This is a genomic window from Pseudoalteromonas sp. Ld20 (assembly GCF_045064175.1).
Lineage (GTDB): Bacteria > Pseudomonadota > Gammaproteobacteria > Enterobacterales > Alteromonadaceae > Pseudoalteromonas > Pseudoalteromonas neustonica.
In genome coordinates, this window is sequence record NZ_JBISHB010000034.1 from 132,557 (window position 1) to 150,388 (window position 17,832).

Sequence of the window (17,832 nt, forward strand, 5' to 3'; positions counted from 1 at the left end):
AAATACTTTATTCTTTATTCGTATTTTAACCACAAGTAATGAATTTTTATATACTCTTTTAGGTAACTTCTTTGCCTTCATGCCTGGCTGCTAAATCATCGAGCTCTGCGCATGTGTAGTCAAATTCTGCACTGTCAAAGTAATAGCTAACCTTAACATCAAAACCACCATTTAAAAGTGTGGTTTTTACATCTGCAATAGGCCAGTGTTTTAATTCATTTAAAAAACGGTTAGCTACTTGACCTGACTGGAAACGATAGCGAATTTCTGATTTCATATTTAATAAGTGTAATTTAAAGCTATTTATCTCGTAGTTTGTGGATTTGGCAGGTTTAGTCAAGTTTTTTACGCTTATAGATCTGCAATAAAGCATAAAGTTGCGATTATTAGCATTGGTTTTCAGTTACTTTTGCTTTAACGTAAGGGTCTGAAAATAAAATATAGATGTGAGTAGATTAAAAGGTATGACTAAGTACGGTATAAGTGTGCTATGAAAACGCCAAAACAGATTTTACCGTTAATAGAGGACGGTATAGTTGATGAAGTCATCAGCCAATTAATGAGTGGTAAAGAAGCCTCAGTGTATGTAGTTCGCTGCGGTGAACATATTCGCTGTGCGAAAGTATACAAAGATGTACAACACCGCAGTTTTAAACAAGCAGTAAAATACCAAGAAGGACGCAAAGTACGTAACAGCCGTCGTGGCCGTGCGATGGAAAAAGGCTCTAAATTTGGCCGTAAAGAACAAGAAAATGTGTGGCAAAATGCTGAAGTGGATGCGCTATTTACACTCTCACGCGTTGGTGTAAAAGTTCCACAGCCGCATGGTTGTTATGATGGTGTACTGATCATGGATTTAGTCACCGATAATGATGGTGATGTTGCGCCGCGCTTAAATGATGTAAATTTAACTGCTGAGCAAGCAATTGAAGATCACGCTACTATGGTGCATTACATTCGTTTAATGCTGTGTGCAGGTATTGTGCATGGTGATTTGTCTGAATTTAATGTGTTAGTTGATAGTTATGGCCCCGTAGTTATAGATTTACCGCAAGCGGTGAATGCGGCGGCAAATAACAATGCGCAAGAAATGTTTTTACGCGATGTACGTAATATGCGCTTGTATTATGGGCAGTACGCACCAGAAATACTCGACACACGTTTTGGTGAAGAAATGTGGGCATTGTATCAAGCGGGTGAGTTAACCGCTGAAACGGTTCTTTACGGTAATTTAGTCGATGATCATGCTGCTGCTGATGTTGATTCGGTTCTTGATGAGATCAAAGCTGCATTTGAGCAAATGCAAGAAAACCAAGAACGGATAAAGGCTGCACAAGCACCTGACGAAGAGTAAAGATATCGCGTGTTATACGCTTATGGTCAATGTTAAAGATGCGCGCTAACAGCCTTAAATTCTGTTAGACTGCGCAGCCTTTGGCGACTCGCGGTGAGTTGCTTTAAAACGACAGTTAGGAACGCCGGTGTCAAAATTTTTCTATCGCGGTAAACCCGATATTATGGGTAAAAATAACCAAGGTACTTATAAGCCTAAGCCAAATGTAAAACCTGGTAGCGAAGAAAATCCGCTGGTTTTACAGGTGCAAAGCACTGAGCGCGAACGTGAAATAAATGCTATTTTGGTAGCCAATGATTTATTTGCTGATATTAAAGTTGATAGTACGTTAGCTGAAGACATTGCTCCTTTGGATATCGTACTCAACAAACCCGTTACGCAAGTTTTTGAGAAAACACCACAACGTAACGATCCATGTTCGTGTGGAAGTGGTAAAAAATATAAAAAGTGCTGTGCTTAACTCGATTAAATAAGTTTAGCTGTGGTTGAATAAACCATCCCAATGGCTATCGAGCTGAGCTTTCGCTTGGCTTAACTCAACACTAAAGTAATGCTGTTCAATAACAGTAACCAGTTTCATTTTTGTTAGCTTGTTCAGTGCATCAGTAATTTCAAAATCAAGTTCACATTGGTAGCTATTTTTAAACCAGTCTTCAATCTTTTCATCAAGCGCTTGCGCGGTTAAACCTTGCGGTGACTTTAATAAGAAGGTGTAGGCAAGCAGTGCTTCTTTAACGTCTTCTTCTTCGGCAGAGTCAATCAATGTATGAAATACGCCTGCATTGTTGTCTAAATTTTTAAAGTACAAGTTATCAGTGAGTGCTTTCATAAAACGAATTTTACGGTTTTTAAATTTACTCCATTCTTTAAAAATAAAGCTACCAAACACGCCCATTCCAATAGCAAAAGTAATAAAGTGCTGTTGGCTCATATGTACTTCTTCATTACGCCAACCTCCCCAAAAGGCTAATAAAGCGATTAACAATAAAATAGACGCGCCAAGTTTCGTCACTAATACTATCGCGCCGCCAATGAGTGCTGATGTGGCAATGACCACTTTATCAATCGGGCGCATTTTAACTTCGCTGTTTGGAAACAACATTTCTAGGTCTGCTTTAGGGACGTTTTGAAATAATTTTATGATGGTCGAATTAGGCTCATAACCCAGTGTTTTTTTGTTTTTTGCAGTAAAGTAATCTGCCCCTTTAAAGCGAATAAACACCGCAACGCGTTCATAATTTGTAAATTGTAGAGTGTGTGTTTTTAATCCCCACCATGAGCGAAGTTGCTCAGTTTTTTGGGATTCACCTCTGCGATAAAACACGACTTCAGCAAAATCATCAAACTCAACGGCTAAACGTACTTTAAAGAGTGACTCTTCACGCAGGGCATCTTGTAAATCGTCAGAAGTGATCTTTTCGTAGTTTGCTGCATTGAGAATGCTTGCAAACTCTTTAGCAAATTCAGCCTGATGAAGGGCTTTTTGTTCATCAGAAATTAGTCCGAGTAAGCGAGTGTCTCTGTTTGGGTCAAAAGGGGCATAGTTATGTTTAAGTGACTCAAGTTGGTGATGGTATTGATTATGTATCAAGCTTGCGAGTAAATGGCTAAATTGCTTGAAGGACTCAGTATCTTGTTCGGTAAGCTCTTGGGCACAGAGATCGACAATATCGTGCTTTGTGAAGGGAATAAATCGATCGCTTGACATACGGTGCGCTTTTACATACTTATTAATTCATAGATAGTAAAAAATAAAACTTATAAATGCGACATAAATCTGAGACTTAACTTATGATTGCATGTTAAATAAAGCACATTGAGATTTTTTAATGTTTTATTGTTGGCATGGCTATTTAATGTAATAGTGCATATTTGTAATTAATCTTAAATGGCGTGCGACTCCTCTTTATGTATATTAAACCCTTAAAGCAGCTTTTTACTGTGTTGTTTGTTGTGATGATTGCCGTAGTAATAGTTGGTTATTTATCAGAATATCATGTGCTTGAGCAAGATATATACTTTAATGGTGTTGCGACTGATGCAATAAATTTATTAATTGTTATTTGTATATTTTGGCTGGTTCAGTTATCTCACTTGGTGATAAAAACGTATTTTTTCTTAAGCTTAGGTTTGTGGTTATGGACTACAGGATTGCTTTTTGATTTATTAGATGAAGTACTCTTTCAACCTAAATGGATTGGTATTTATGTTGAAGATATGTTTCGTACATCTGGCATGTTAGTGACAGGTTACGGCTTATTCTTAGCTATGCAGAATTTGGCGCAAGCTCATCAACAGCTTTCTAAAGAACTAATTACGGATGATTTAACTAAAGTAGCTAATAGGCGTTACTTTTACCAGTATGTGAAAAACAATGAGAGTAAGCCTTACAGTATTTTTATTGTTGATATTGATCATTTTAAATCAATTAACGATGAGTTTGGGCATGATATCGGTGATCATGTTTTAAAAGAATTGGCTGTTCTATTTGCGAGTGAGTTTAAGGACGATGCTATTTTTGCTCGTATCGGTGGCGAAGAATTTGCCATTTATTACCCAAGTACGTGTATGGCAGATATCACAGCAATCACACAGCACTTGCTAACTCTTGCAAGTACTGTTGATGTTGCTGCAACTCGTAAGTTAAGTGTTAGTATTGGCGGCTCAATAAAGCAAGCTGATGATTCGTTGATAGAGGTTATGAAGCGTGCAGATCAAGCGTTATATAAAGCTAAAAATAGTGGCCGAGGACGTTTTGAAATAACATAACACCTGTTGTTTTAGTAATAAAAATACCTTCCAATATGTACAGAGTTAAAGGCCAATTTTACATTTGATGGCCTCACTCCTCGTTTTTTAATAATTCACTTATACTAAAACCCTTTTATATTTAGCAGGTTAAGCTTTATTTTTTGTTTGGCACTTAGATTGCAAAGAGTAAAGCTGTAGTGCATAAGAGTGGATTTAGTAAGGGTATTATCGAAGAGGATATTTCACATATTGCACCATGTATTTACTCGCTTTTACATAGAATTAAATTATCTATTTTTGGGTGCACAAGGAGTTAGGATGTCTGTTGGGAAAAGTATAAAACAAAAAACTCGTCAATTTATTGATTCTAAGCATATGCTCAGCGGGATCACGGTTGCGTCATTTTTAGAATCAACTATCGTGCCTATCCCATTAGAAGCGGTAATGGTTCCTTTAATGCAAGCTAGGCGTGAAAAGCTTTGGCTAATTGCCCTAATGGCTACTATTGGCTGTATTTTTGGGGCCTTAGTAGGTTATGCCCTAGGCTATTATTTGTTTGATATGGTAGGGGATTGGGTTATAAATAGCTTTTCAAGCCCCGAGCAATTTGAACAGGTTAAGCAAAAAATGCAAGCGCAAGGTTTTTGGTTTGTAATGACTTTGGGTATTGTGCCAATTCCATTTCAGATTGCTATGTTGGCAGCGGGCGCTACTAAATACTCTTTGCTGCTGTTTTTAATTGCGACCACTATTGCGCGCTCTATTCGTTATTTTGGTCTCGCGCTGGTGGTATATTTTGCAGGCGATCAGGCTGAGCGAATTATCAAAAAACACAAAGCTAAAGCGTTAGTTGCAACTTCAATTATAGTACTGTTAGCGTGGTGGATGAGTACGTTATTTTAATCATTTGGTTGCACTGATAACTTCATCTTTTATTTGGCGTAGTGTTAGGGCGTGTTGACCTTTCGTGATTGATTTTGCAGCAGTCTATTTGGTATTTAGGCAAGGTAGCGCCTATGCAGTGTGGTTGTTCCCCATAAGTAGGCGATAACGCAGTATAAATGCCAAACATGCGCTGCCCAAAGGGTTCTTCCTAGGGGCGATTAACTCTTTTTTGCCTACACGGATGTAGGTAAGGGGCGTGAGCAGGACGTGTAAGCTTTGCTCGATTTTTACTTATTCTCACATGGATGTGAGCCAGTAGAATAACGCAGGAGCAGTTATCGAGCCCACTCGATTCCAAACCTCGCGCCGCGATTAAATCGCCCCTAGGTTGAACAAATTTCAATCCTCAAAGGTCAACACGCCATAGGGTGACGCTGCGTTGCCAAATCGCTTTAAATACTTTACTGAATAAATATAGAAATAATAGCGGTATCAGTAGTAATTTTAATATCAAGAGTGAAAGCAGGTTTAAAATATCTGTAAATAAACTTTCCATTGATGCCACCATATTAGTAATGCCGTTACTAACCGTATTTACAACGCGACTCACTATATTACCAGTATTTCCCGTTAGTTGGTCGTTAAGCCCAATAAGTTGTTTTTTAAGTTGGCTTTTTTGTAAGTACAGCGCGGCTAATTGATTGTTGATAGCAGCCTGCTTTTGTTTAAGGGCTTGTTGTTTTGCAATTAATGGTTTGGCAGATTCAAGCTCTGTAAGGGTTATTTTTTCTGTGAGTGAGCGTGCACCTTGGATTATATTTATCTGTTGAGTTAGTTTATCTAGGCGTTGTTGATTGTTTATTATAACGGTATTTAACTGTAATTCTTGGGTGTTAATTATTTCTATTTCATCAAAAATAGTTTGTTTTTGGCTGTTTATTTTAGCCGTCACTTGCGATGATAGCTGTGATGTTGCATTTGCTTGGGTATTTAAAGTGTCTACTTTTCCTTCGATATATTGATTTTTATTATCAATCTCTTCATCTAAAAATGCATGACTCATTAGCCCAGTGCTCAGTACAACCAAGGGAATTAAAAACCTGATTAACACCAAGCTTGCCAGTAACCGTCCTTTTAGTTGCTTTAAATAACCACCATAGTCACAAATGACATACGCAACGGCGCTTAGTGTAAATAAGCCACTAAAAAACACACCCGATGACATAGTGAACAGTATGCGTTGAATAAAGAGTGAGCCAATAGCCATACGCATTGCATCAGCAATGTATTCGGCTAAATCATTTACAGGATCAAGTAGTTGCGCGGGTTGAATACTTGCGATACCGATCCCAACCTCAGCAGATTGTAATAACGAGATAATGGCGTTTACGCTACGTGCTGATGCATACACGATAGATGACTGTAGTAGGGCTTGGTCAATAAACGTCATAATATAATCGTTAAAATGGGGTAACCAACAAAGAATAACGAGGATAACAAGAGCAAGGTATTTAGCTGCGTTCACTGAGTTACTTTGCATTTGTTATCCTTTTAAGTTGAGATTTAAATTAACTATCCAGATCATTTTTGTTGATAGTAATAACCCGTTGCGGGAATGGAATTTCAATATCTGCGTTTTGAATTACTTTATATACGCCTCCATTGACAGCCAATTTGGTTTCAATAATTTTAGTTGTTGGTACCCAATAGCGATAACTAATAGTAACGCCGCTGTCTGCAAAGCGCTCAATGCCGACCTGTGAATGAGGGTCATCAGCAACTAATTCATGATTTTTTAATACCCCTTCAATGAGTTCAATTGCTTGTTCAGCACTGGCGTTATAAGCGATGTCTATTTCGCCCTTAACAAGAGAGTAATTAAACGAGTTATGCAGGATTTCACCGACGATATGCTTATTTGGAATGGTAATTTCGACTTTCTCTTCGTTGATAAGAACAGTATGTCCCAGCTCAATCGTTTTAACTTGGCCACTGACGTTTTTAACTTCAATGGTATCGCCTACTATAAACGGACGAGTGGCAATAATCGCCAAACCTGCGCCATAGTTAGACAACATCCCTTGTAGTGCTAAGCCTGCACCAAGGGACGCGGCACCAATAGCAGCTACAAATGGTGTAACGCTTATGCCTATTTTGCCCAATGCGATAATAATAAACATGATGACCAGCAGTACTTTTACGACATTACTGACAAAGTTAGTAAGCGTGATATCCATATTATTGCGCGCCATGAGTGCGGCAACCATTTTAGATATTTTTTGCGCAACCCATAAACCAAAAATTAAGATCAATACTGCGCCGACTAGCTGCATGCTGTACTTAACGAGGTACTCGCTGATCATGGTGTAATATTTTTCGACTTGTTGTATTTCTGTACTGATCATTACGTGCTCATTAAAAATTAAACGCTCTATTGTTGCTTATCATAGCAGAGCTTGGCTTAAAAAAGGATAAAGTAGAGGAACGATTAACGCAGTTACCAGCGCGCTTAATGCCATGGCAACTGATGCAAAAGCACCAATGCTCGTATTTTCATTTAATGCTGCGGCGGTGCCAATAGCATGGCATGCAGTACCTATAGCAACACCTTGTGCTTGGTGGTTATAAATCCCCAAAATGCGAAAAAGCATAAAGCCAAATAGCGCTCCCAGCAGGCCAATAAAAATAACCATCGCTGCGGCTAGGGATGCAATGCCGCCGAGCGAATCGGTAATAAGCAAAGTAATAGGCGTTGTTACAGACAGTGCTGCTACAGACGCAGCTAGGTGCACAGGAACATCAAATAAAGCGCTCAATAATGTCGCTACAACGGTTGCATTAATAACGCCAAAAGTACAGCTAAGTAAAATTAATAAAGCGTTTTTTCTGATATGGATAAATTGCTGATAAAGAGGCAGTGCTAGTGCAACAATGGCCGGCTCTAATAGCCAGCTGAGTAATTGACTGTGCTGATAAAAGCGCGTGTAAGATAAATCTGCTGCAACAAGGATAACCGCGAAAATAGTAATGGCTAAAAATACGGGGTTACTTATTGCCTTTAATAAAGGTGATTGAATTCGAGAATTCAACTTTCTCAGTAATATAAAGAGCGTAATTATAATTGGAATGCTCAACCACCACATATTACTCATTATGATCCCGTCCTTTGAATAGGGCAATCACATAACTGATCAGAATTAAGCTACTCAGGGGAACAAAAATCAGTGTGGCTGTTAAAAACTGCCAATGCTGTCTAATTAAGCCTAAGTGTTCAATAAATCCGACACCGGCGGGGATGAAAAACAGGGGCATAAAATTTAAAAGAGGTGAAGCGCAGGGAAGTAATTGTTGCTCTTTCACTAAGCCACATAGTAGCAGCGACAGTAATATAAGCATCCCAAGTAATGGCGCAGGAAAACCCCCTCCAATCAAGTGCATTATTGTTTTTGCCGCAGCTAAACTACCAATGATCAATGCGCTACTAATCAAATAGCGTAGTACAGGGTAAGATAATACTTGGGTCGTTTTCATCATTGCTTATTTTATTTAATTAATGAGTAAACTTGAACATGTTTAGCCTAAAAAAACTATGCGACTTATAGACTACCAGTGTTTAGGGTTTTGATATTTTATCGTGTCGTTACCTTTTGCTTTGGCAATCGCTTTTTTGGTATTTGGATTGATAATTAACCTGATTTGGCTAAAGGTTTCTTTTGCTAAAATGCGACGTTTTGGCGTGTGATAACTTTGTTGTGTGACTCGCTTTATAGCTGCAAGGGCATCGGGGGAGCGCTCGAGTAAAGTTGTAATCATACTTTGGCAGGCATCATGTGGGTTGTCACTGAGTAGAGTGACCAAGCCAATCTCGTGTGCTTTGTATGCACTTATTGGTTCGGCATGACTTGCTAGCCATTGCGCGTCATCACGCTTTAATAAACTAGGTAAAATGACATTAGCACCCATATCGGGGCAAAGTCCCCAGCGTGCTTCCATTATTGCTAACTGTGTATCCGGATGAGCAATTCTATAATCAGCGCCTAACGCTATTTGTAATCCCCCTCCAAAGCAGTTTCCTTGTATAACTGCAAATACAGGGACACTTAGAGACTGCCATCCAAGCACAACTTGTTGAGCTAAGTTACAGTTACCAGGCAGCCATTTAAAGAGCAATTTAAACATATCTATTGGGGATTTCATTACACTTGCTACATCAAGCCCTGAACAAAAGTGTTCACCACTGCCTTGAATAATAACAGCGCGAATCGACTTGTTTTTTTTAAGCTGCTTTATGACTTTAGCCAGTTGTTTGAACATGATGAAATTAAGCGCATTTTGTTTCTCTGCTCGAAATAGTGTGACGTACGCAACTGTGTTTTTTATTTCTAATGTAATCATGCCAACTCCTCTGACCTGTTGATTTTTAGCTTACGAGTTAATCGATTACATGTAAAGCGTCACTCTTTAATTGAACAAAAATTTACAGCAGCGACACAAATGTAAAACCAATGTACAAAAAATTACAAAGTGGTGTATATTTTATTTGAACTTACCACAAAACCTATCGTCAATACTTGCCCTAAACGTACGTTGCGTTTTGCACAATTAGATAATAACCAAATGGTAATGCATTTCATTACCTGCCAAGGAGAAAGCTATGCTGAAACGGTTTACGCCTAATATTTTAGGTACTTACCTGTCATTAACCATTAAATGTATGATTGGTGGTGCATTATTTGCGTCAATAGCAGGCTGCTCTGATGACTCGGCTACTAAACAAGTTGCTCCGCCTCCGGCCGTTTCGGTATTTAAGGTTATAACGCAAGATGTTGGAAATTATCGAGAGTTTGTTGCGAGGACTGAGGCGCATCAGGAAGTTAAAATACGTGCGAGGGTTGAAGGTGAGCTGATTGAACGCCACTTTGATGAAGGATCCTATGTAGAAAAAGGGCAGTTATTACTGAAGATTGATCCAAGTGAGTATCAATCTTCAGTAGCAGGAATTGAGGCTGATTTAAAAAGCAAAATTGCTGGCGCAGATGGTGCAAAGCGAGACCTAACTCGAGGCAAAGAAGTCGCCTCTCAAGGGTTTATTTCGCAATCTGATTTAGATAAGTTAACAACAAAGTACGATCAAGCAGCTGCAGCGGTTAAATCGGCACAAGCCAATCTTGAAAAAGCTAAATTGAATTTAAGTTACACACAAATTAAAGCGCCATTTGCAGGGCGTATTGGTAAAGTAAACTATGATGTAGGTAACTTAGTTGGACCAACATCAAACGAGTTGGCTCAGCTTACTGATGTTGACCCTATTTACGTTAATTTTCAGGTAGAAGAGTCTGACTATATAAGTTACCGCCAAAAGCACCAAGGTAGTGAAGGCAACCCACAAAATGTACCAATTGATTTATCTCTGCGTTTACCTAATAACTCAAACCTAGCATCAAAAGGGCAACTTGATTTCGCTGATACTAAAGTTGATCGCAGTACGGGGACGGTAGAACTACGAGCAACGTTTGCTAATCCTAATAATATAGTTATGCCGGGTTTATTTGTAACCTTGATTTTAGAAAGTAAAGATAAGCAAAAGCAGGCATTAATACCGCAGGCTGCAGTTCAAGAAAACCAACAAGGCAAATTTGTACTCGTCGTTGGGGATGATAAAAAAGTAGCCACTCGTATTGTGCAATTAGGTCGTCGTATTAATGCAATGTGGGTTGTTGAGTCTGGCCTTGAGCAAGGCGAGCAAGTGATTGTCGAAGGTTTGCAAAAAGTGCGCCAAGGGGTGGAAGTTAAGCCAGTCGAGAAAAAGGTTGATCACACCACGGGTACTATTTCTAATTTAACTAATGCCGTGGGCTAAAAGGAGCGTTCATGATCAGTAAAACGTTTATCGCGCGGCCTAAATTTGCCTTAGTGATTTCGATTGTTATCACCCTTGCAGGTTTGATTTCAATGGGATTACTACCGGTGAATATGTACCCGGAGATAACCCCGCCGCAAGTACAAATTACCGCGGTCTACCCTGGTGCAAGTGCACAGATAGTCGAGGAATCTGTGATCAGACCCATTGAAGAACAAATCAATGGTGTTGAAGATATGATGTACATTGAATCGAGCTCAACGAATAATGGCATTGGCAGCATAACCGTATATTTTAAAGTTGGTACAGACACTGATATTGCACAGGTCAACGTGCAAAATAGGGTGGCGCTTGCTGAGCCTGGCTTACCTGCAGAGGTAAAGCGTCAGGGGGTATCAGTTAAGAAAAAATCAAGTGCAATGCTACTGGGGATTAACCTCTTCTCTAGCAAAGATAATATTGATGATATATTTTTGAGTAACTATGCAACCAATTATTTAACCGAATCACTTGGGCGTATACCTGGTGTTGCGTCAGCAGAAGTTATGGGCGAAAGGACCTATTCGATGCGCTTGTGGTTGCGCCCAGATAAAATGGCTGCACTTGGGCTAACAATCGCTGAGGTACAGGCTGCTTTACAAGAGCAAAATACCATTGTAGCAGCCGGTAAATTAGGCGCAGCGCCAAGCTTACCAAGCCAGCAATTTGAATATTCGATTCAAGCTCGAGGGCGCTTAAAAACCCCCGAAGAGTTTGGCCAAACTATTCTTCGCTCAAACCAAGATGGCAATTTCGTCCGTCTTAGTGATATTGCACGTATTGAACTGGGCTCTGCTGATTACAGCGTAATAGCTAAGTTAAACCAGCAAGATACGGCTTTCATTGTTATTTACCAATTAACAGATGCTAACGCAACGCAGGTAGCAAGCGATGTAAAAGCTAAAATGGCAGAACTTGCAAAGCAACTCCCTGACGGTGTTGAATATTCTATACCGTATGATACAACTGAGTTTATTAACCGATCGATTGATGAAGTTGTTGTTACATTATTTCAAGCCGTTGGTTTAGTCGTGTTAGTGGTGTTTTTATTTTTACAAAATTGGCGAGCTACACTTATTCCTACTATCGCTATTCCTGTTTCTTTAGTGGGAACCTTTGCTTTTATGATGGCAATGGGGTATTCAATTAACTTAATTACCTTGTTTGGTTTAGTGCTTGCTATAGGTATTGTGGTTGATGATGCGATTATTGTTATTGAAAACGTTGAGCGTATCCTCAAAGAAGAAAAACTACCCATTAAAGAAGCCGTAACGAAAGCCATGGAACAAGTGACAGGGCCGATTATAGCTACCACCTTAGTGTTACTTGCGGTATTTGTGCCTGTAGGTTTTATGCCAGGTATTACTGGGGAACTTTATAAACAATTCTCTGTTACTATTTCGTTTGCAGTGCTTATATCATCTGTCAATGCGCTTACTTTAAGCCCTGCATTATGTGCGTTATTACTAAATGAAAAAGTAATGACGCCGATAAAATGGTTAGCGCCCGTTGATAGAAGTATTACTAAATCTACTACCGTCTATTCTAAAATCATACACTTTATTTTGAAACGTTCGGCACGAATGGCTATTTTTGCATTGGTTATTTTTGTGGCCGCTGGATGGTTGGCCAAAAGTGTCCCGACAGGGTTTATTCCAGCAGAAGATCAAGGCTTTGTATTTGTTGATGTGCAATTACCTGATGCAGCTGCAAGTGGACGCACAGAAAAAGTGATGCATAAAATAGCCGAAATAGTTAAAAATGAGCCCGCAGCGACTGATTTTATAGCCGTATCAGGGTTTTCATTAATTGGTGGTGCAGGTTCAAATAATGCGTTAGGTATTGTGATTTTAAAAGATTGGGAAGAACGTACCAGCCCTGAATTAGGCTTAAAGTCTGTTATAGGTCGTTTGATGGGGCAAATGTGGGCAATGCCAGATGCGCAAGTGATGGTCTTTAATCCGCCTCCTATTCCCGGTTTGGGAAGCAGCTCTGGTTTTGAGTTTCGCTTACAAGATAGTGAGGGGCGTGATCCAACGCAGCTGGCCCAAGTTCTTAACGGCTTAGTGTATGAGGCAAATCAGCATCCTAACCTCAGCAATGTTTACAGTACCTTCAGAGCAAATGTTCCGCAGTACTTTTTAGAGGTTGATCGTAACAAAGCCAAAGCTCAAGGTGTTGCTTTGAGTGATATATTCTTAACGCTACAAGCGCAACTGGGCTCGTTATATATCAATGACTTTAATCAGTTTAGCCGTACTTATAAAGTGATTATGCAGGCTGAGAGTGAGTTCCGTAAAAATCCCACTGACTTACAACATTACTTTGTTCGTAACGATAAAGGGGATATGGTTCCACTGACTACACTCGCTAAATTAGAGCCGATCCTTGGGCCTACGACTTTAAACCACTTTAACCTATACCGTAGTGCTAATATTAGTGGCCAAGCCGCGGCAGGGTTTTCAAGTGGTGATGCAATTGCAGCTATGCAAGAGTTGGCGTCGCAGTTACCTAATGGCTATGTGTTTGAATGGGCGGGGCAGTCTAAGCAAGAGATTGAAGCGGGTAATATGGCACCTATCCTATTTGGTCTAGCGGTTATATTTGTTTACCTATTTTTAGTTGCGCAATATGAAAGTTGGACAATTCCATTTTCAGTCATTGCAGCGATCCCATTGGCAATGTTTGGTGCTATGTTGGCATTGTATGTATTAGGTATGGAAAATAACATTTACGCGCAGGTTGGTTTAGTGTTGTTAATAGGGATGTCGACCAAAACCGCAATTTTAATTGTTGAATTTGCGATGGAGGAGCGTGCTGCTGGTAAGAGTATATTTGACGCTGCATTGAGCGCGGCAAGCATGCGTTTTCGAGCAGTATTAATGACAGCTCTTTCGTTTGTCTTAGGCGTGTTACCTTTAGTCTTTGCAACAGGTGCAGGGGCTGGAAGCCGAGTCTCATTGGGTGTTACTGTATTGGCAGGTATGCTAGCCGCAACTATTTTTGGCACTTTGCTAGTTCCATTATTTTATAGTTTGGTGCAATCAATGCGTGAAAAAATAAAAGGTACTGTATCGACTCAAGAGTGAAGTAAGGGTCGTGTAAAAAAAGTCAGGGAAACCTGACTTTTTTTTGTCAAAAATTTGCTGAGGTTTGATACTATACTTGGTAATTGCATCTTGAAAGGTTTATGGCGATGACAGGGCCCCGTTTATACAGTGAAGAAGAAGTAACGCACCAAGCTTATGATATCTTTTTAGAATTAGCACCAGATAACCTTACGGAGCAGGATGTTGAAGATTTTAATCAACATCGCGAAGAGCTTGGCTTTATTGAAGAAGGTGAGCCAGATGACCAATGGCATGATTTTGTGGCACTTGAAATTGAACCAGAATTATTTGTTCAAGTACTCGTCGGTCTTGAGTTTGATAATCAAGATATTTTATTTGCTAAAATTTTGATAAGTCGCGATAAAGATGCACCGTTTTGCCATATTTTATGGAAAGAAAGCGAATAATTTAGATGCCATATCTCCGTTATAAAGTACTTATGTTAAGCAATCATACAAAGATTTGTCAGTGATTAGGCTATTTCTGCTATTGAGCTTGATATTGAGCTTTAAAATCTGGGCGGTTGACCCATTTGAAGACTTTCATGAATATGGGCAACTTTCAGATGAAGAGATCCATAAAATTCATCAAGGTGAGTTACTCTACGGTGATATTGAATTTGGCTTTATTGTTAGTCGGGGCAATACTAATTCGACGAGCTTTAAGTTCAAGGGCAACTTATATCAAGATTTTGATAGTTGGCGTAATCAATTTAAAATAGATACGTTATATAAGCGAGACAAAAATGAGGCTACCGGCGATGACGAAGTCTCGGCCAACAGAGTGTTCATATCAGCGCAAGGAAACTATAAAGTTGGTGTGAAAAACGCTTCTTTCTTTATATATGGGGATTACGAAGAAGATAAATTTAGTGGCTTGGACTTTAAAAGTACGTTAGCCACAGGTTATGGAAATAGGCTATATGAAGGGGTTAAAAATCAAGTTGATTTTGATATCGGCCCTGGCTTATATCGCTCTGTTGCAGTAGGTGAAGCGGATGATGATAGTACTAAAACGGGCTATTTGTTGCGTTTGGCGCTGCAATGGGAGCGTACTGTTTCAAAGCGTACGCGCTTTAATCAAGATGTTAGTATTGAACAATCGCTTTCGGGGCTGAATTCGCGATTGAAATCAGAAACTTCATTGATCAGCCAAGTTATGGGGGCGGTGTCGTTAAAGTTTGCTTATTTATATCGTTATAACTCCAAACCGGAAAATGACAAACTAAAGTTTGATTCGGAGCTAAGTGCGACATTCGTTTATAGTTTTTAATATTTATTAGAGAGTGTTATGTATCAACATAAACAATTTGCACTGTTCATTTTTGTTATATTGAGCTGGATTGCCAGTTTTGTAGGTTTAGCGTGGTATTTAATTGGTGCGGATATGCCGTTAATGGTATTTGCAGCAATTTTAGTGCTGGTGGCATTTTTCTTTCATGGTTTAACTATTAAAGTTGATGACACTCAAATCAGTTGGGGTTTTGGCCCTGGTGTATTTGGCGATAAGTTACAATTGACAGATATAGTCGAAGCTAAAGCGGTAGAAAACTCATATAGACACGGTATTGGTTTACGTATTACGCATGATGGTTGGGTGTATACTGTGTCAGGGTTTAGTGCAGTACAGCTAGTTTTAAAAGATGGTAGTCAGTATCGGTTAGGAACTAATGATCAAGATGGTTTACTTGCTGCTTTAGCCGATAAAATTAGTAAGCCTGAGTAGCCCTAAATATCGTAAAATTAATAAATAAAAAGCGCATTAGCGCTTTTTATTTATTAGGGGTAATTGATTAATGGTCGTGACCACAACCACCTTCAACATGTACATGACCATGGGCTAGTTCGTCGGCCGTGGCATCACGCACTTCAAGAATTTCTACATCAAAGTTTAATGTGATCCCTGCAAGAGGGTTGTTACCATCAACAATAACTTCGTCTTCTTGAATATCAATGATCATGACTGATTGATCACCATCATCGGTAGAAGCACGAAATTGCATACCTACTTCAATTTCCATATCTTCAAACATTGATTTAGGTACTGCTTGCATGAGTTCATCATGGCGTTCACCGTAACCGTTTTCAGGTTCAACAGTAACACTCAAAGTGTCACCAGCTTCTTTACCTATAAGTGCGTCTTCTAGGCCTTGAATTAAGTAACCTGTACCAACGATAAAAATGAGTGGCTCACCATCAAATGAGTTATCGATAGAGTTTTTGTCATTATCCATAACAGAATAATGCATTTTTACCACTTTATTTGTTGCAACGATCATAGTTACTCCTATTTATTCGTCGTCAAGAGAGTAGGGTAGAGGAAGAATTGATAGCTCTACCGCCGGGGCATGTTTTGCACGCAGTAACTGACTAGGTTCACTGTCGTTTGGCAACACTACAAGGCCAAATAAGGTTTTACTTTGCGGGTTGTAAGCTTGGCTTATTAATTTACCCGCGCGGCGCCAGTTTTCACCCATTTGAGTTTCTAGTTCCGGCTCTGCCAATTCTCCGTCACTATGTCCTGACACTATATACATTGCGCGTTTATTCTTACCAAGGTATTTCATTCGCGCTACAGTTTCTTGGCCGGTATAACACCCTTTACGAAAGCTAATTCCGCCAATAGCTTGTAGGTTAACCATTTGCGGGACATATTCACCAAGGGCCAACTCATTGAGTTCAGGTTCACCAGCTAAAATAGCGTGTTGTTGCCACAAAGCATCGTTTTCAAGCGCGATAACGTCATCAGGAAGAGAAAAGTCAGCATTAACCATTAATAAGATACGGTTGTCTGCTAGTTTTATGGCTTTACCATAACTAAAATCACACGCGTTATCCTGCCCATTAAAATGGATATCGAGGCTTTTTAGGGCTGCGGTTACGTCTTCACCAATTAAACCGATTAATTTTTCTGTTGCTGCTAGGAGCTCAACGTTTGAAAATACCGCATATTTTTTCAATTCAGCTAGTGATTGGGTGATTTCAACTTCAGAGGCCGCTAAATAGTAGCTATCTTGGTAGGCAAATAATTTCGCGACGCTCCATAGTTTACCTTTGGCATTACAATGCCCAGTCCATAAATAGTTATTTTGGCTTAGCTTGTTGATATCTTGAGTAATTTGACCATGAAGGTAGGCGAGTTTATCAACACCACTAATGCGGATCAGCTGATGTGACAAAGGGCATGCATATACTGTTGACATAAAAACCTGCGTTACAAAAAATATAGAGGCTCATAATACCGTAGTTAGCGCTGAGGGTATAGATGCATAAATTGCTGTTTATTCAGGTGCAATTTGTTAAACTGCAAGGTAACTAAGTACGAGGTAAAAAATGACTGAAATTCACAATAAAGCGCGTATCCGTTGGGCTTGTCGCCGCGGCATGTTAGAACTCGATGTGTTGTTTATGCCGTTTGTCGATGAGGCATTTGATTCATTATCTGTGCAGCAGCAAGCTGTACTACAGCGTTTATTAGAAGCTGATGATCCCGATTTATTTGCGTGGTTTATGGGCCATCAAGAATGTAAAGACCCAGAACTGAAGCAAATGGTACAACTTATTTTAGACCGGGTTCGTGTATAGATTCACGGTTGCAAGAAATAAAGCAGACCACAAACCCTTTGTGGTCTTATTTGGTTTGTTCGCCTGTTGTTTTAGTCTTTTTTTAACCACCCTTACAGTTCAACTACTTACTTTGGCTATGGCTTTTATTAGTGGCCGTTGGTGTTGGCTGCAATTTAAAGCTGTGCATAGTGATGAGGGGGTTGTGATTTTATCATCGTCAAATATCTGCTTTGAAAGTAAAACAGTAAAAATCAACGGTAATCTCAG

Annotated in this window: 19 protein-coding genes; 10 read left to right on the plus strand and 9 right to left on the minus strand. The window is 39.5% G+C overall.

What is annotated here, in order from left to right:
• Positions 1-58: 58 nt before the first annotated feature.
• The gene (locus tag ACJJVX_RS10410) at positions 59-277 is read right to left on the minus strand and encodes a hypothetical protein (protein ID WP_054205435.1); all 219 of its coding nucleotides are present in this window, start codon (positions 275-277) and stop codon (positions 59-61) included.
• 213 nt (positions 278-490) lie between these two features.
• Here ACJJVX_RS10410 and ACJJVX_RS10415 point away from each other — a divergent pair, with 213 nt between their 5' ends.
• Together ACJJVX_RS10415 and ACJJVX_RS10420 are read left to right on the plus strand one after the other, a co-directional pair.
• The gene (locus ACJJVX_RS10415; RefSeq protein ID WP_054205383.1) at positions 491-1,354 is read left to right on the plus strand and encodes a PA4780 family RIO1-like protein kinase; all 864 of its coding nucleotides are present in this window, start codon (positions 491-493) and stop codon (positions 1,352-1,354) included.
• Between the two features lie 127 nt (positions 1,355-1,481).
• A complete protein-coding gene (locus ACJJVX_RS10420) occupies positions 1,482-1,814 on the plus strand; it encodes a PBPRA1643 family SWIM/SEC-C metal-binding motif protein (protein WP_405631371.1) in 333 nt (110 codons plus the stop codon).
• 15 nt (positions 1,815-1,829) lie between these two features.
• On the opposite strand, the gene ACJJVX_RS10425 is transcribed toward ACJJVX_RS10420, so the two are convergent.
• A complete protein-coding gene (locus tag ACJJVX_RS10425; protein WP_405631373.1) occupies positions 1,830-3,062 on the minus strand; it encodes a TMEM143 family protein in 1,233 nt (410 codons plus the stop codon).
• Positions 3,063-3,262: 200 nt separating this feature from the next.
• Between ACJJVX_RS10425 and ACJJVX_RS10430 the strand changes: the two genes are divergently transcribed.
• Together ACJJVX_RS10430 and ACJJVX_RS10435 are read left to right on the plus strand one after the other, a co-directional pair.
• Positions 3,263-4,123 carry a GGDEF domain-containing protein gene (locus tag ACJJVX_RS10430; RefSeq protein WP_405631374.1) on the plus strand — a complete coding sequence of 287 codons (861 nt, stop codon included), beginning with the start codon at positions 3,263-3,265 and terminating at the stop codon, positions 4,121-4,123.
• Positions 4,124-4,423: 300 nt separating this feature from the next.
• Positions 4,424-5,008: a YqaA family protein gene (locus ACJJVX_RS10435; RefSeq protein WP_054205387.1), complete on the plus strand. Its 585-nt coding sequence runs from the start codon at positions 4,424-4,426 to the stop codon at positions 5,006-5,008.
• 388 nt (positions 5,009-5,396) lie between these two features.
• Here ACJJVX_RS10435 and ACJJVX_RS10440 read toward each other — a convergent pair whose 3' ends face one another.
• The 5 genes from ACJJVX_RS10440 to ACJJVX_RS10460 form a co-directional block, all read right to left on the minus strand.
• Positions 5,397-6,530: a hypothetical protein gene (locus ACJJVX_RS10440; protein WP_405631377.1), complete on the minus strand. Its 1,134-nt coding sequence runs from the start codon at positions 6,528-6,530 to the stop codon at positions 5,397-5,399.
• A gap of 28 nt (positions 6,531-6,558) precedes the next feature.
• Positions 6,559-7,395 (minus strand): mechanosensitive ion channel family protein, encoded by an 837-nt coding sequence (locus ACJJVX_RS10445; RefSeq protein WP_054453188.1) that lies wholly within the window; start codon positions 7,393-7,395, stop codon positions 6,559-6,561.
• Between the two features lie 39 nt (positions 7,396-7,434).
• Positions 7,435-8,142 carry an LrgB family protein gene (locus ACJJVX_RS10450; protein WP_054453190.1) on the minus strand — a complete coding sequence of 236 codons (708 nt, stop codon included), beginning with the start codon at positions 8,140-8,142 and terminating at the stop codon, positions 7,435-7,437.
• Positions 8,135-8,524 carry a CidA/LrgA family protein gene (locus ACJJVX_RS10455; RefSeq protein WP_064435701.1) on the minus strand — a complete coding sequence of 130 codons (390 nt, stop codon included), beginning with the start codon at positions 8,522-8,524 and terminating at the stop codon, positions 8,135-8,137. The genes ACJJVX_RS10450 and ACJJVX_RS10455 overlap by 8 nt, the downstream gene beginning before the upstream one ends.
• Before the next feature lie 69 nt (positions 8,525-8,593).
• Positions 8,594-9,385 (minus strand): crotonase/enoyl-CoA hydratase family protein, encoded by a 792-nt coding sequence (locus tag ACJJVX_RS10460; RefSeq protein ID WP_054205392.1) that lies wholly within the window; start codon positions 9,383-9,385, stop codon positions 8,594-8,596.
• Positions 9,386-9,644: 259 nt separating this feature from the next.
• Here ACJJVX_RS10460 and ACJJVX_RS10465 point away from each other — a divergent pair, with 259 nt between their 5' ends.
• The 5 genes from ACJJVX_RS10465 (at position 9,645) to ACJJVX_RS10485 (ending at position 15,724) form a co-directional block, all read left to right on the plus strand.
• Complete coding sequence (locus tag ACJJVX_RS10465; RefSeq protein WP_405631382.1) at positions 9,645-10,850, plus strand: efflux RND transporter periplasmic adaptor subunit; 1,206 nt, start codon at positions 9,645-9,647, stop codon at positions 10,848-10,850.
• A gap of 11 nt (positions 10,851-10,861) precedes the next feature.
• Positions 10,862-13,978 (plus strand): efflux RND transporter permease subunit, encoded by a 3,117-nt coding sequence (locus ACJJVX_RS10470; RefSeq protein ID WP_054453194.1) that lies wholly within the window; start codon positions 10,862-10,864, stop codon positions 13,976-13,978.
• Positions 13,979-14,085: 107 nt separating this feature from the next.
• Positions 14,086-14,406: an HI1450 family dsDNA-mimic protein gene (locus ACJJVX_RS10475; protein ID WP_054205395.1), complete on the plus strand. Its 321-nt coding sequence runs from the start codon at positions 14,086-14,088 to the stop codon at positions 14,404-14,406.
• Positions 14,407-14,497: 91 nt separating this feature from the next.
• Positions 14,498-15,271, plus strand: coding sequence for a DUF481 domain-containing protein (locus ACJJVX_RS10480; protein WP_405631550.1), 774 nt, complete (start codon positions 14,498-14,500; stop codon positions 15,269-15,271).
• Positions 15,272-15,289: 18 nt separating this feature from the next.
• Complete coding sequence (locus ACJJVX_RS10485) at positions 15,290-15,724, plus strand: hypothetical protein (protein ID WP_054205397.1); 435 nt, start codon at positions 15,290-15,292, stop codon at positions 15,722-15,724.
• Between the two features lie 67 nt (positions 15,725-15,791).
• On the opposite strand, the gene ACJJVX_RS10490 is transcribed toward ACJJVX_RS10485, so the two are convergent.
• On the minus strand, positions 15,792-16,277 hold the full coding sequence (locus tag ACJJVX_RS10490; RefSeq protein ID WP_054205398.1) for a peptidylprolyl isomerase: 486 nt from the start codon (positions 16,275-16,277) through the stop codon (positions 15,792-15,794).
• Positions 16,278-16,289: 12 nt separating this feature from the next.
• Positions 16,290-17,201, minus strand: coding sequence for a folate-binding protein YgfZ (locus ACJJVX_RS10495; RefSeq protein WP_054205399.1), 912 nt, complete (start codon positions 17,199-17,201; stop codon positions 16,290-16,292).
• A 130-nt stretch (positions 17,202-17,331) separates the two neighbouring features.
• On the opposite strand from ACJJVX_RS10495, the gene ACJJVX_RS10500 reads away from it, so the two are divergent.
• Positions 17,332-17,583: a succinate dehydrogenase assembly factor 2 gene (locus ACJJVX_RS10500; protein ID WP_054205400.1), complete on the plus strand. Its 252-nt coding sequence runs from the start codon at positions 17,332-17,334 to the stop codon at positions 17,581-17,583.
• Positions 17,584-17,832: the final 249 nt, after the last annotated feature.

Excerpts from the sequence above, each read along its gene's own strand:
- ACJJVX_RS10410 (WP_054205435.1), bottom strand. The coding sequence starts at position 277 with ATGAAATCAGAAATTCGCTATCGTTTCCAGTCAGGTCAAGTAGCTAAC.
- ACJJVX_RS10415 (WP_054205383.1), top strand. The coding sequence starts at position 491 with ATGAAAACGCCAAAACAGATTTTACCGTTAATAGAGGACGGTATAGTT.
- ACJJVX_RS10425 (WP_405631373.1), bottom strand. The coding sequence starts at position 3,062 with ATGTCAAGCGATCGATTTATTCCCTTCACAAAGCACGATATTGTCGAT.
- ACJJVX_RS10430 (WP_405631374.1), top strand. The coding sequence starts at position 3,263 with ATGTATATTAAACCCTTAAAGCAGCTTTTTACTGTGTTGTTTGTTGTG.
- ACJJVX_RS10435 (WP_054205387.1), top strand. The coding sequence starts at position 4,424 with ATGTCTGTTGGGAAAAGTATAAAACAAAAAACTCGTCAATTTATTGAT.
- ACJJVX_RS10440 (WP_405631377.1), bottom strand. The coding sequence starts at position 6,530 with ATGCAAAGTAACTCAGTGAACGCAGCTAAATACCTTGCTCTTGTTATC.
- ACJJVX_RS10445 (WP_054453188.1), bottom strand. The coding sequence starts at position 7,395 with ATGATCAGTACAGAAATACAACAAGTCGAAAAATATTACACCATGATC.
- ACJJVX_RS10450 (WP_054453190.1), bottom strand. The coding sequence starts at position 8,142 with ATGAGTAATATGTGGTGGTTGAGCATTCCAATTATAATTACGCTCTTT.
- ACJJVX_RS10455 (WP_064435701.1), bottom strand. The coding sequence starts at position 8,524 with ATGATGAAAACGACCCAAGTATTATCTTACCCTGTACTACGCTATTTG.
- ACJJVX_RS10460 (WP_054205392.1), bottom strand. The coding sequence starts at position 9,385 with ATGATTACATTAGAAATAAAAAACACAGTTGCGTACGTCACACTATTT.
- ACJJVX_RS10465 (WP_405631382.1), top strand. The coding sequence starts at position 9,645 with ATGCTGAAACGGTTTACGCCTAATATTTTAGGTACTTACCTGTCATTA.
- ACJJVX_RS10470 (WP_054453194.1), top strand. The coding sequence starts at position 10,862 with ATGATCAGTAAAACGTTTATCGCGCGGCCTAAATTTGCCTTAGTGATT.
- ACJJVX_RS10475 (WP_054205395.1), top strand. The coding sequence starts at position 14,086 with ATGACAGGGCCCCGTTTATACAGTGAAGAAGAAGTAACGCACCAAGCT.
- ACJJVX_RS10485 (WP_054205397.1), top strand. The coding sequence starts at position 15,290 with ATGTATCAACATAAACAATTTGCACTGTTCATTTTTGTTATATTGAGC.
- ACJJVX_RS10490 (WP_054205398.1), bottom strand. The coding sequence starts at position 16,277 with ATGATCGTTGCAACAAATAAAGTGGTAAAAATGCATTATTCTGTTATG.
- ACJJVX_RS10495 (WP_054205399.1), bottom strand. The coding sequence starts at position 17,201 with ATGTCAACAGTATATGCATGCCCTTTGTCACATCAGCTGATCCGCATT.
- ACJJVX_RS10500 (WP_054205400.1), top strand. The coding sequence starts at position 17,332 with ATGACTGAAATTCACAATAAAGCGCGTATCCGTTGGGCTTGTCGCCGC.